The organism is Amycolatopsis sp. MJM2582, assembly GCF_000754115.1.
Lineage (GTDB): Bacteria > Actinomycetota > Actinomycetes > Mycobacteriales > Pseudonocardiaceae > Amycolatopsis > Amycolatopsis japonica.
Window position 1 is genome coordinate 1547884 of record NZ_JPLW01000002.1, and the last position, 12694, is coordinate 1560577.

The 12694-nt window shown below is 67.5% G+C and carries 15 protein-coding genes; 6 read left to right on the plus strand and 9 right to left on the minus strand.

All coding sequences use genetic code 11. From position 1 onward, the window contains the following. Positions 1 to 218: 218 nt before the first annotated feature. The 3 genes from ED92_RS17290 (at position 219) to ED92_RS17300 (ending at position 2272) form a co-directional block, all read left to right on the plus strand. Positions 219 to 854, plus strand: a complete 636-nt coding sequence (locus ED92_RS17290) for a hypothetical protein (RefSeq protein ID WP_052120635.1) — start codon at positions 219 to 221, stop codon at positions 852 to 854. A 93-nt stretch (positions 855 to 947) separates the two neighbouring features. Next, entirely contained in the window at positions 948 to 1301 is a 354-nt protein-coding gene (locus ED92_RS17295) for an STAS domain-containing protein (RefSeq protein WP_052120638.1), read from the plus strand. After that, the gene (locus ED92_RS17300; RefSeq protein WP_037339157.1) at positions 1301 to 2272 is read left to right on the plus strand and encodes a sensor histidine kinase; all 972 of its coding nucleotides are present in this window, start codon (positions 1301 to 1303) and stop codon (positions 2270 to 2272) included. Before ED92_RS17295 ends, ED92_RS17300 begins: the two co-directional genes overlap by 1 nt. A 237-nt stretch (positions 2273 to 2509) precedes the next feature. On the opposite strand, the gene ED92_RS17305 is transcribed toward ED92_RS17300, so the two are convergent. The 6 genes from ED92_RS17305 to ED92_RS17325 form a co-directional block, all read right to left on the minus strand. Continuing rightward, positions 2510 to 4453: a HEAT repeat domain-containing protein gene (locus ED92_RS17305; RefSeq protein WP_037339160.1), complete on the minus strand. Its 1944-nt coding sequence runs from the start codon at positions 4451 to 4453 to the stop codon at positions 2510 to 2512. A gap of 74 nt (positions 4454 to 4527) precedes the next feature. Beyond that, the gene (locus ED92_RS41390) at positions 4528 to 5049 is read right to left on the minus strand and encodes an RICIN domain-containing protein (RefSeq protein ID WP_052120640.1); all 522 of its coding nucleotides are present in this window, start codon (positions 5047 to 5049) and stop codon (positions 4528 to 4530) included. Between the two features lie 221 nt (positions 5050 to 5270). Further along, complete coding sequence (locus ED92_RS17315; RefSeq protein WP_235213305.1) at positions 5271 to 6161, minus strand: barstar family protein; 891 nt, start codon at positions 6159 to 6161, stop codon at positions 5271 to 5273. 37 nt (positions 6162 to 6198) lie between these two features. Then, positions 6199 to 6483 (minus strand): hypothetical protein, encoded by a 285-nt coding sequence (locus tag ED92_RS42510; protein ID WP_161791116.1) that lies wholly within the window; start codon positions 6481 to 6483, stop codon positions 6199 to 6201. 29 nt (positions 6484 to 6512) lie between these two features. Continuing rightward, positions 6513 to 7292: a hypothetical protein gene (locus tag ED92_RS17320; RefSeq protein WP_081975861.1), complete on the minus strand. Its 780-nt coding sequence runs from the start codon at positions 7290 to 7292 to the stop codon at positions 6513 to 6515. A 141-nt stretch (positions 7293 to 7433) separates the two neighbouring features. After that, entirely contained in the window at positions 7434 to 7991 is a 558-nt protein-coding gene (locus ED92_RS17325; protein WP_037339165.1) for an SMI1/KNR4 family protein, read from the minus strand. 95 nt (positions 7992 to 8086) lie between these two features. Between ED92_RS17325 and ED92_RS17330 the strand changes: the two genes are divergently transcribed. Continuing rightward, the gene (locus tag ED92_RS17330) at positions 8087 to 8863 is read left to right on the plus strand and encodes a hypothetical protein (protein WP_037339168.1); all 777 of its coding nucleotides are present in this window, start codon (positions 8087 to 8089) and stop codon (positions 8861 to 8863) included. Positions 8864 to 8875: 12 nt separating this feature from the next. Here the strand turns inward: ED92_RS17330 and surE are convergent, their stop codons facing one another. The 3 genes from surE to ED92_RS17345 all read right to left on the minus strand — a co-directional run bounded on the left by surE (position 8876) and on the right by ED92_RS17345 (position 11434). Then, a complete protein-coding gene (surE, locus tag ED92_RS17335) occupies positions 8876 to 9616 on the minus strand; it encodes a 5'/3'-nucleotidase SurE (protein WP_037340256.1) in 741 nt (246 codons plus the stop codon). Further along, complete coding sequence (locus tag ED92_RS17340; protein ID WP_037339170.1) at positions 9616 to 10539, minus strand: 1-phosphofructokinase family hexose kinase; 924 nt, start codon at positions 10537 to 10539, stop codon at positions 9616 to 9618. Before ED92_RS17340 ends, surE begins: the two co-directional genes overlap by 1 nt. 364 nt (positions 10540 to 10903) lie before the next feature. Next, entirely contained in the window at positions 10904 to 11434 is a 531-nt protein-coding gene (locus ED92_RS17345; protein WP_037339172.1) for a CGNR zinc finger domain-containing protein, read from the minus strand. 97 nt (positions 11435 to 11531) lie between these two features. Between ED92_RS17345 and ED92_RS17350 the strand changes: the two genes are divergently transcribed. Continuing rightward, positions 11532 to 12419 (plus strand): alpha/beta fold hydrolase, encoded by an 888-nt coding sequence (locus ED92_RS17350; RefSeq protein ID WP_037339174.1) that lies wholly within the window; start codon positions 11532 to 11534, stop codon positions 12417 to 12419. A gap of 40 nt (positions 12420 to 12459) precedes the next feature. Continuing rightward, positions 12460 to 12690 carry a hypothetical protein gene (locus ED92_RS17355; protein WP_037339177.1) on the plus strand — a complete coding sequence of 77 codons (231 nt, stop codon included), beginning with the start codon at positions 12460 to 12462 and terminating at the stop codon, positions 12688 to 12690. Positions 12691 to 12694 lie beyond the last annotated feature (4 nt).

Below are 12694 nucleotides of genomic sequence, written 5' to 3' on the forward strand. Positions count from 1 at the left end.
CGGCCGAGTCGTTTCAGTGCTTCCCCAGTGTGCGAATCGGCTCCGCACGCGCGCTGCGGCCGGAGCTCTCGCCGACTCCGACGTTATCCACGAATGATCGTCACCCATACCGCCGATCGGATCTGCGGAGCCGAAAACACCTGTCGACACACGCCTGTGACGGATATCGTCTGTGCAGGAGGGCCGGGTTTCCCGTTCCTCGCAGGTTTCTCGCTCGGATGTCCGCTGCCGGGCCTCCAGAACGGAGCACTCTCGTTTACGACCGCGTCCCGCCGAGCGACGAACACTCGCGTTCGGCCGCCTCGCCTGCCGACGACGACTTCGCCCTCGCTCCCGGCGAACGCCTGCTCTGGGAAGGCGCGCCGAAACACGTCCGGATCGCCAGGAAGCAGGATCTCGTCGTCGTCTCGTTCCTGATCGTGCCGCTCTATTACCTCTTCCCCACCTTCGACAAACCAGGAGGATGGTTCATCTTCGGCCTCACCGCGGGGATGATCGTGGTCAAAGGGGTGCACCGTTACCTGGCCATGCGCGCGAGCGCCTACATGGTGACCGACAGGCGCGTGGTCGCCTGGGCCCGCGGGCAGCAGACCATCTCACGCTCTCTCGGCGAGCTCGGGCCGCCACAGGTGAAGGAGCACAAGAACGGCACCGGGACCATCACCTTCGGCGGGCCGGGCGCACCGCTCGTCTCGGTCGACGAAGACCCGCCGGCAGGCACCCCGAAACCTCCGCCGTCGCCCGAACTCGACGGCATCGAGCAGTATCGCCAGGTCCTCGACCTCATCACCAAGGCACAACGCCGGTCACAGCGACCGCGCCCGATCGGCGAAGACGGACTCGGTTCCGTCTGATCTCGACACAGTCACAGCTCCTCGACGAACAAGCAGAATCGCGGAGCACTACGCTTCAGGCAAGAAGGAAGGCATCGGCTGAAGGGCACGGACGTGGAACACACCACGGTCAGCGGCCACGAGCGACCGGACGGGGCCGGGTTGCGGATCGTGGACCTGACCGGCACGTCCGGGATACAGGTCATCGGCGTGATCGACCCGGCGACCCGGCCGAGGTGGGAGCAGAGGTTGGACATGCTGGTGGCGGCCGGTGGCGGGACGATCGACCTGTCCCGGCTGGCGTTCGCCGACGTGCGAGGAGTGAGTGCCCTGGTCGACGCCGCCCGCCGGATCCGGCCGCCGCGCTCGCTGACCGTCCGGCACGCGCCCGAACCCGTACGGAAAGTGCTGCGCCTCTTCTGGGCCGAGGAGTACATGAAACTCCTGAACGAGGGTATGCGCCCGTGATGAGCCCGACCACCGAGACCGCGGGCACCGACCCGTTCGTCCACCCCGCGCTGTTCTACCGCGGACAGGACGACTACCTCGCGGGCACCGTCCCCTTCATCCGGCAAGGCCTGGACCGCGGCGAACCGGTCGCGGTCTCCGTGCCTGGTCCCAACCTGGAACTCCTGCGCACCGCGCTGGGCCAGGACGCCGAACGAGTGCGGCTGCTGGACATGACCGAGGAAGGCCGCAACCCCGGCCGCATCATCCCCGGCGTCCTCCGGGCGTTCGCCGACGCCTATCCCGGCCGGCACGTCCGCATCATCGGCGAGCCCATCTGGGCGGAACGGTCCGAGCTCGAATATCCGGCCTGCGCCCAGCACGAAGCGCTGATCAACCTCGCGTTCACCGGCCGCGAGGTCACCATCCTCTGCCCCTACGACGTCACCCGCCTCGACGCCCGCGCACTCACCGACGCCGAAGCCACCCACCCGCTCCTGATCGACTCCACCGGCGAACGCGCCAGCAGCGGCTACGACCCCGGCCGCATCATCGACGGCTACAACACCCCTCTGCCCGATCCCGCGCCCATCGAACCCTCCCGGCACACCGCCCTCGACGCCGTCACCGGTGACACCGTCTCCCTGGCCCAAGCCCGCGCGATGGCCCGCGACCAGGCACGCCGGGCCGGTCTCACCGACGAGCGAGTGGAAGGCGTCGAACTCGTGGTCGCCGAACTCGTCGCCAACAGCGTCGACCACGGCGGCGGGCAAGGACGGCTCGCGATCTGGCCGGAGGACAGCCTGCTGGTCTGCGAAGTCCACGACGCCGGCCACCTGACCGACCCGCTCGCCGGACGGCAACCCGCCCCCGCAGGACAGATACGAGGCCGAGGACTCCTGCTCATCAACCACCTCTCCGACCTCGTCCGAGTCCACACCGGCCCACACGGCACGACCGTCCGCGCCTGCTTCGCCACCCCAGGACACTGACTCCCGTCAGATCGATGGCGCGATTGCGTTTCGGCCGATCCGGGTACTAGAAGGATCATGTGGATGGTGCTGGTGATCCCGCTGCTGCTCATGTCCTTCGCGCTGCTGATGGAGCGCGTCGAGGCAGCCATGCCCGAACGGGATCCCAGACGCTCCCCCGAACCGACCTGAGCCACCCTCCGGGCGGCGTTCTGGCGTGACACGGCTGAGGTTCTCTTGCTTTTGAAAGGCCGGTGATCAGCCGACCAGCAGTGCGGTCGCGGCGGTGTACGCCTGTTCGTCCTCGGTGAAGGAGCGCCATCCGCCGAAACAGGCGAGCCGCCGTTCGCTGTTGACGACGGCCTGCGCCAGCTCGCGCACTCGATCATCGGTCGCTTGGAGGTCAGCGAGGTGGCGCAGCGCGGCGATTCGGACAGGCAGGCAGTCGCCGTGCGCGAGCGGGAAGGCCAAGTCGGTCAGGATGGTCACCGGCTCGGTCGGATCGCCGGTGATCCGCGCCAAAGCGTAGGCGGCTTTGGTACGAGTCCAGTCGTTGGCGGAACGGCTCAAGGAACGGAGTTCGTCGACGCACGACACGGCTTGTGGGCCGAGGTCAGCCAGAAGTGCGATCGTCGTGTGCCACAAGCCCGGCCGGGCGACATGATCCGTCAGCACCGCGACGGCCGTCTCGGGATCGGCACCAGTGCGCCACAGCGCCCATGCCACAGCCGGCTCGCTCGCGTGGCGACGTAACGCGTCCGCCGCACCGACAGCGGCGGGCCCCATGGCACCGATGGCTTTCGCGGCCGCGGGCCGGACCTTCTCGTCGTCGAGGAATCGGATGACGACGGGTAAGGAAGCCGCCGCGCTCGGCCCCCAGGCCGCGATCACCTGGCACAGGTTCAGCGCGAGTATGGCGTCGCGGCGGGCTTTGGCCAGCCGGGCGATGACGGCGTCCAGAAGGGCATCGACGTGTCCACGCAACGGGATCAGCACCTCACCGATCGCCGGCTGCTCCAAACTCGGAATGGTCCTGTCGTGGTAGGAGCCCGCAGGGCTGAACCCGAGGCGGCTGCCGGAAAGCCGCTTCACCAGACCCGGTACGCAGCCTGGATGATCCTGCCTGGCCAATGCCCACACCGCGGCATCGCCCACGGTCGTCGCGGTACGAGAGCCCCGCACCGAGTGATCGGTGGTGCGGGCGATCAACTGCTCGGCGTACGGCGCTCCTCTCTCGCCCACGCAGGCGAGCAAGGCAGCCGCCCGGTAACGCGCTTCGGGTGACTCGTCGTCGAGGTGCGCGGCCAGCACGGGAAGCAACTCTTCGGTGGTGGTGCGCCACATGGACAGCACCTGTTGAACATGCATGAGCGCGGCGACTCGCTTCGCCGCGTCACCGGAACGAGCGACGCCGCGAGCGAACGCGGTCGCCGCGACCGGATCGCCGAGCAGCAAACTCCCGGTCTTGTGGACGAGAGCCTCCGGGCCATGGCCGACCCATTCGGAATCCCGGTACTGCTCGGTCTCGGCGTTCAACACCCCGGATAGGAGAAGGCTGACCTTGTCCGTGGCGACGGCGGGATCGGACACGGCGAGAGCGTGGACGGCGGCCAGCCCGGTCAATGGGTCGTCATCGGTCACCAGCGCGTGCAGGCACTCCCCTGTTTCCTCGTCCTGCGACCAGGCGAACACCACGCCCAACGCGCCCACGAGATCGATCCGGATCGTGCGATCGGTCTCCACCGTCCACCGGCGACGCAGCATCGCGATCGACTCCGGGTGACGGATACCGTCAGCGACGAGCGAAATCGCCGCGCGCCGAACGGCCGGATCCGCGTCGTCCAGCAACGCGAGCAGTCGTGGTCTCACCCTGTCCAGCGCCGGCCGCCAACCAGGGTCGACGAACCGCTCGGAAACCTCGACCGCCTCACCAGCCAGCCAGCTGATCAGCTCAACCACCTCGTGCCGCTCATGGACGGCCGGATCACCAGCGAGATCCACCAGACCGGGCAGCGCGGCCGACGCCGCCGAGCACACCCATCCGCCCTGATGGAAAAGCTTGTTCGACAGGTCGAAAAGCGAGTCCGACGCCGTCTCCACATCCGGGCTCGCACAGCCGCGGAGCAACGCCGGGACATCCGCCGCGTTGCCGTAATTGTGCTCGAGCCGCGACCAGTTCACATCGCCCAGCGTGTCCCCCATACCTCAACCCTAGACAAACGGAAATCGCCGGATCAGCTGGCATGCCGTGGCTACCCATGCAGAAGGGGCTCTGGTCAGGCCCGGTTGCGCCAGACCTGGTTGCGCGCCGCGAGGCTGCACGGCCACTGGATGAGCTGGACCCCGCTGCTGGTGGAGCTGCCAGGTATGTCCAGGCACTTACCCGACCGTACGTTCTGGATGTAGTGGTAGTGCCAGCCGCCCTCGGAACGGATGTGGCGGAACTGCCACAACTGGCTGCCGCCGGAATCGGATCGGCAGTCCCAGAGGTGGATTTCGGCCCCGGCGGCGGTGCTCTTGTCGGTTACGTCAAGGCACTTGGAGTTTCCGCTTCTGACCTGTAGTTGAAAGGTGTTCTCCCGGTTGAAGTCCTGGGAGAAGTGCCACAGCTGGTTGGTGTCCCCATGACAAGGCCACTGGATGGCTTTCGCGCCTTTGGGCGTGACCTTGGGCCCGTTGCCGTGCGCGTCGAGACATTGGCCGTTCAACGCGCTGACAATCGGCGAGTCGATCACCGCCGAGGCAGGCTGGGCGGTCAGCAGGGCGGCGGCCAGTACCGCCGAGCAAACGGTGGCCATTGTGCGGAGGTTGGTCACGGCTTTCGTGCCTTCCGGTGGGCGGCTGGGTCGGTTTCGTGCTTTGTGGACCCGTGACCCCATTTTGATTTGCAGGAAGCCAGATAGCGATAGTCCGAAACAGAATCAGTCATTCGGGTGTGCTGGGATGGGGTTCGCACGTCGGCCCGCGTGTGGCGCCTGCCTGAAGGTGCTCGTAGCGGCATGGGACGGTTTCTCGCGGCTCAGCGCAGGTCGATCTCGATGCGGTGCGTCGTGAGCATGTCCAGGAGGTATTCGAGGGTGATCGCCGGGCCCTGCCGACGCCGGTCGTAGTCGGCAACCAGATGTTCGCGGGCGACGGCCGAGTCGTGCCACACCAGGTGAAACGGGGTCTGCGCGCCGAAACCTCCGCGGAGGCAGTCTTCCAGGGCGCCGAGGTTCCAGCCGAAGTACCCGCCTGGGCCGTTGATCGCTTCGCCGAGCGCGCAGTAGAAGCCCTCGATGTCGGTCACGAACCGGCCGTCGAGGTCGTAGGTGGTGCCGGGTGGTCCATCAGGTGCGCTGGACGTGTGTCCGAGCGCCACCCCGGCCCACCGGTGCCGCAGGTCTCTGTCGTAGCCGGCCCACAGGTTCCGCCGGGACGGCCGTCCGGTGCGCCACTGTTCCAGGATGTCAAGGAGCCCCATCGGCAACGGCTCCCTGGCGCCCACATCGACCGTCACGTCCAGAAGTCCGGCGCCGAGCCGCGACGGACCGGCCGCATCGACCGTTCCGGACACCACAGCGCCGATCACCAGGCCGGCGGAACCATCGGCGGCGACCGCATGGACCTCGCCACGGATCCGGCGGCGGCGCAGGCCGGCTTTGGACGATTGCCCCAACGCGCCGAGCGCGTCCAGGAACGCCTGTTCCGGCCGGCAACCGAGGAGCCTGACTTCCGGCACCGGTGCTGCCACCCCGTCCGCGGGAGCGTCTACGAACAGTCCCTCGATTTCCACACACAGCGCCAGCGGGACATCGTCATGGGAATCACCGAAGCCGACGTCCCCACAGAGCAACCAGCGCGGGCCGACCGGATACGCCCATGTCCACCGCTGCTGCTCCCGCGGAAGACCGGCATCGGGATTGATCATCATTCCCACGCCACTATCTGCTGCGAACTATTCACCATCACACTCCGCGCCAAGCCAACCACTCTTCAAACGATTCCTTCAGGCTGTCGGCAACCGCGTTGACGGGACCTGTGGCCAATCCAGCCAAAAGCGTTTCAACTGACTCACGATCAAGATGAAGGGTCAGGAAGGCAGCGGGGTCGACGACTAATGGATCAGAAGCCAACCCTCCGCTCTTGATGGCCGAAACCACCTGCGATGCCTCATCAGCAGTCAGATCAGGTATGTCGATACTCCAGCAGAACGGCTGCTCGACGAGATGGCGATCTTCCACCTGCAACATCCGATCTTCCGATTGTCGCGTCCGGATGGTCAGTTTTGGGTCACCGGCCACGCCGCCGCGGGATGGCAACGCGCCGGGCACGCGAAGATGTAGAGCATGTTGCCGAGGAACAGGCCGTACTGGTCGGAGTTGAACGTGAAGTTCTGCGCGGGCTGGCCGAGGTGCTTGTCGAATCCGGTGTCCTCGGGCACTTGGCACACGAAGACCAGCTTCTCGCCGCAGGGACAGGTGTAGTTCTCGCGTTCCTGCGCCCAGCAAGGGACACCGCCGACCTTGAACTCGTCGACCCCGTTTCCCCGAGCGGCGAACACCTCATCCGCGGGCCGATCGTCGACCAGCACGTCTTCGAGCGACCACACCGTGATTCGCTCGGTCGCCGGGGTGAGCTCCAGCAGCCGCGGTTGAAGGTACGGCTCCACATCCCCGGCTGGGCCGGTGTCGTCGCGGTGAAGCAAGATCCGCCAGAACGCGCCCTCACTGTGATCAATGCCTGGCGGCTGGTCCCAGAACCGCTCCGGCAACCGCTCGGACCCGTCATCGGTTCCGACTGCGTCGTTGTGCACGGGGCACTGGAACACCGACAGGTGCTCCCCGCCGAACACGGCGACGTCGACCGGAATGTCGAGCTGGAAGAACAACACCATCCGTTCGCCGCAGAAGCACACCGGCCACGGCTCTCCCTCCGGAAGGATCGGCCACCCGCCGACCGAGTCGCAGGTGCCTTGCTCGACCGTCCCGCTCCTCTCGCGTACCAGGTACATCGGGATACCCGCCTCGTGAACCACAGGCTGCTCCGGCAACACGCTCATCCGCATACCGTAGCCGTCAGCCGATCTCGCGAGGGTGAGACGACCGATGGTGCGATCGTCCTTCGGCCGTTGCTGCACTGTTTTGTAGCGGTGGACGTTGTCGGCTCACCTTGCAGACGACAGCAACGAAGCAGATACCGGTCAATAAAGATCGAGAAGGACGAGCGTGCTTTCTTCGACCTTGACGTGTCCGGCTTCGACGAGATCCGCGGCACGGGCGAGGAACGCGGCCAGCGACGGCGCTATCGGCTCACCGAGGTCCGGCACGTTGGGGCGGGACACGACCTGTCCGAGGGTGCCGAGTTCGCCGGGATCCAGGTCCAGGAAGTAGCAATCGCCCTGGAAAGCAAGGAACGGCAACCAGGATTCCGACCACACCGTCCATCGGAGGCAGGCGGGTTGCTCGACGGGTTCGGCCATGTCGCTGACCACCTCGGTGAGCATCCGGTGCATCTCGATGATTTCGTCGATGGTCAGGAAATGGTGGAAGTTGAGCGGGCCGTTCAGTTGGTCGGGGTCGTCTTGACCCGCCGACACGCGCAGGAGGTCACACAGTTCGACGGGTAGGGCGAGCCCGGTCTCGGTGGCGAGCCGGTCGAGGTCCCGCTCGGACGCGCCGGGCAGGAACGGTGCGGTGCCGGGCAGTTCCCGCTCGATGATGCGCCGCAACCGTGCGAACTCGCGGGCGGTCTGGTTCATGGCGGCCAGTATTCACCGCGGCCGGGCAAATCCGGATGACCTTGGCCGGTCCGGCCAGTAGTCTCCACCCGAACCGGGAAACAGGGGGAGCCAGCGTGTCCAGCCACTTCGCGGCGCTCGGGATCGACGTCACGAGTCAGGAAGAGTTCGGGGAACGGGTCGTTTCCCTGATCGGCGCGGGCACCGCCCGGCGGATCACCAAGAAGATCAGCGAGCACGTCTGGACCGATCCGTCCGGTGCCCGGCTGGTCGCGCAGGTCCACAATGGTCAGATCGAGTTCCTTCTGCCTTGTCTGGCAAGCAAAGCGCCCGCGGTTCCCGTGGGCGGCGTTCGCCTCGTCGACGACGAGACCGCGATGCTCGACCTGCTGGACGGTGTCGGCGGGGAAATGATCTGCCCCATCGCGGTCGAACTGGAGGACCGAGCGGTCCTGGCCCACTCCGGCGGGCGGCTCGAGTCCGGCTCCCTGGTGCTGGCTGCACTGGCCGAGGAAGTCACCGTGCACGCCGACGCCGACGCGTACTCGGCCTCGCAGGACGGTGAACTGGAATTCGCCGCCGACCATTTCATCCCGTCCGGCACCTTCTCGCCGGGAGAACCCGCGCCAGGCTGGGTGCCCTCGGCCCACGCGCTGTTCGCCGGCGAGGTCGTCGAAGTCGAAACCCCCGTGAACACCGTCACCGGCACGGCATTCCACCGGATCCGGGTCCGCACCATCGCGGCGATCGAACTCGACGTCGCCATCGCGACCACCGAGCTCGAACGGCCGCCCGCACGCGGCAACATCGTGAACGGGACCTTCTTCCTGACCGGAAGTCTGGGTCTGCGGCCGGAAACCCCCGTGAAGCGGCGGAGCTGGTTCCGGCGGTGAGAACGCCGGACGTCACCAGTCCAGTTCGGGATCTTCGGCGACCGAGTTCAGCGCGGTCACCGTCGCGTGGCCTTCGCTCAGCAGGCGGGCGTCACTGCCCGGCGACAACTCGCCCTCGACCGTGACCGCGGTCAGGGTGAACGCGCCGTCCTCGCCGTTCTGGATGTGACTGCGCACCGCGCCGAAGTCGGCCAGCCCGGTACGTTTCGGCGGTCCCGCCTCGGCGCGATCCGGCACGTTGAGGTTCAGGACCGTACCGGCGGGCAGTTCCGTCAGCCGGTCGAACAGGGTCGCGGCGACGGCGACCGCGGTGTCCCAATGGGGTCGCGGGCCGGGATCCAGTCCCACGTCGAGTGATACCGCCAGCGCCCTCGCGCCGTTGATCGAGGCCGTCAGCGCCGCGCCCACCGTGCCCGAGTGCAGGATCGCGCGCCCGACGTTCGCCCCGTGGTTCACCCCGGACAACACGATCTCCGGCGCTTCGCCGAACGTTCCCTGCGCCGCCGCCAAGGCGATCAGACCGGGGTGCGCGGCCACGGCGAAGGCGGGGACACCGGCCAGTCCGGGCAGCTCACGTCGTTCGATCGCGACCCGCCCCGCTCCCCCGGCGCCGGTCAGGCCCGCGCTGGTCCCGCTCGCCTCCGCCGCGGGCGCGGCGACCACCACGGTCCAGCCGTGGTCCACGGCGCCTTGGGCCAGCGCCGCCAGGCCCGGCGAATCGATACCGTCGTCGTTGGTGATCAGGGCACGCATCAGGAGGCCTCCCACGGTTTCAGGCGTACGCGTCCGGTGAGTTCCCGTACGGCGCCGTCACTACCCGAACCGAGACCATGTCGTGTCACGTTGATCGCGCCGGCCGCGGCCCCGAGCTTCACGGCGTCTTCCAACGACCGGCCTTGCGCCAGGCCGACCGCGAGCCCCGCGGTCATCGAATCCCCGCCGCCTCTGGTGTCGACTGGCGTCAGATCGGGCGACTCCACCAGGACGAACCGCCCTTCCAGGCAGGCGAGTGTCTCCTCGGCCGCGCGGGACACGACGACCGCCCGGGCACCGCCCGACGCCAGCTCACGGCACCCGTCCGCGAGATCGGCCAGTGAGTCCGACTCGGCCAGCCCGTCCTCGACCATCTCCTCGTGGCTGACCTTGATCACCGCCGGATTTCCCGCGAGCGCCTTGGCGAGCCGTTCCCCGGAGAGGTCCACCACGACCGGCGTGCCGTGCGTACCCAGATCGCGGGCGAGCCGCTCGTACACCGAATGCGGTACCGGGACGTCGTCCCCGTCCGGTCCGCTGAGTACGGCCACGTCCGCGCGCAAGGCCTGGACCAGGGTCAGCTCGTACAGATCGTCGAGTTCGTGCCGGGTCAGCGCGTCCGCGGGCATCCGCACCATCTCGTCGCGGCGGCCGTCACGCCGGTCGTGCACGTAGGCGCCGTTGCGAGCCGCGACCTCGCGGACCTCCGCGTCGACGCCGATCAGATGCCGCAGCACCCGCCCGGTCTCCCCGCCGAGCGCGCAGCACACCACCGCCCGCGCGCCGAGGGCGTCGATCATCCGCGACTGCCACACTCCCTGCCCGCCCGCGTGCACGTGGACGTCGGGCGCCCCGTCCAGTTCCTCCACCGTCACCGTCAGCTGCGGAGACGGCGCGAACACCGCCACTCGACCCTCAGTCATATCGGCCTTTTACCCGTTTTGCCGGATTTCATGCGTGGGACAAGGCGACCGTGGCAGTCCACAAGTGGACTGAAGGCTCCCTTCGCCGCGTGTGATGCGACGAAGGGAGCCTTCGCCCGCGGCGACGGCTTACCCGCCGGCATGGGCCGAGCCAGTGGGGTTCGGGGCGTTGAACATCCTGGCTCCTCTGCATGGATTCGTTGATGAAGGATTTGGGACAGTGAATGTCCCAAATCCTTCATCAACAACGCTCGACTCGGCCTGGAACGGAGCGAATCCCGCTCACACACAGGGTCAGACGCAGATCAATGAATACCTGTCAGAACCGTTCGCCATACGCCTCGATATTCGTGCCGGGCCGGCGCTAGACCGACTGTTCCCGACGATAGTGCCGAGCGGCTTTCGCGCGGTTGCCGCAGGTTTCCATCGAGCACCACCGCCTGGTGCCGTTCCGCGTCGTGTCGTCGAAGTACAGCGTGCACGCCGGATACGCCGAACACCGCTTGATCCGGTCCGGACGCGTGCGAAGCAGGCCCAAGTAGCCGTATGCCGCGAGCCACGCGGGCCGCCAGGCGGCGTCGTCGACCTCGATCACCTCTTCGACGCCACCCTCCCGTAATTCCGGCCGCAGACGCCCACGCGCCAGCACCTCGTTCAGCGCACTCTCGGCGGGAGCACCGGGGTTTTCGAGCACCTCGCGCAGGACGGAACGCGTATGGCGCAAGGGTTTCTCCGCGCCCGGCGGCTCCGGCAGGCCTCGCTCGGCCAGCCATGCGTCGACTCCCCCGGGCTCGTCGAAGACGTCGCGCCACTCACCACGGTCGGGCCACGTGGTGTTCAGCAGATCCAGCGCGAGGGGTTCACCGGTCAGAGGACGTTGCAGCACGAGAGCCATTCTACCCTCCGTCGACCGCTTGACAGGTTAGATTGCCGCATGCTTGAGTCTAACCGTTCAAAAATATTTAGACGGTTAGATCCAAGGAGTACCTGTCATGTCCGAAGTCACCCGGTCCGCCGGCGAGGTCTTCCACCGCACCGCGACCATCGACGGCCGGAGCGTCTTCTACCGGGAAGCCGGCGACCCCAGCGCGCCGACGGTGGTCCTGCTGCACGGTTTCCCCACGTCGTCGCAGATGTTCCGCACGCTGATCCCCGCGCTGGCCGACCGCTATCACGTCATCGCCCCCGACCACATCGGCTTCGGCCACTCCGACGCCCCGCCCGTCGACCGGTTCGAGTACTCGTTCGAGAACCTGACCGCGATCACCCTCGGCCTCCTCGACGCGCTCGGCTTGGACCGCTTCGCCCTCTACATCCAGGATTACGGCGCGCCCATCGGGCTCCGCATCGCGAGCAGACACCCGGAGCGGGTCAGCGCGCTGCTGGTGCAGTCCGGCAACGCCTATGTCGACGGCTTCACGCCGTTCTGGGACGTCCTGTTCGCCCACGCCAAGGACCGCGAAACCCACGAAGAGGCCGTACGTGAACTCCTGGAGCCCGCGGCGACCCGCTGGCAGTACACCCACGGCGTCCCCGCCGACCGGCTGAACCGGCTCTCCCCGGACACCTGGACCCTCGACCAGGCCCTCCTCGACCGTCCCGGGAACAAGGAGGTGCAACTGCAGTTGTTCTGGGACTACCAGTTCAACCTCGACGTCTACCCCGCCGTCCAGGAGTACTTCCGCGAGCACCGGCCGCCGACGCTCATCACCTGGGGCGAACACGACGAGATCTTCGGCCCCGACGGAGCCCGTGCCTTCCTCCGCGACCTGCCTGACGCCGAGTTGCACCTTCTCGACGCCGGGCACTTCGCCCTGGAGACGCACGGCCCGGAGATCGCCGCCCTCATCCGGGACTTCCTCGGACGCGTCCTGTCCTGATCACGGCCGCCGTATCCTCTAGGCGAGGCGGAGGTGCGGAATGACGGACGAGCAACTGCTCATCGAGTTCGCGCTGACCCGGATGGACAATCCCGGCCTCGACCTCGAGGAAGTGGCCACACTGACCGTCCGGCGGCTCGGCGAGGACCGGATGCTGGACTTCGCCGGGCACACCCTCGCGAGCCGGGGCGAACTACGCGGAGCCGTGTTCCCCGCCGCGGTGGAACACGTGCTCCGCGTCGTCCTGACCTTGCGCGGCCCGGACGACTGAGCGC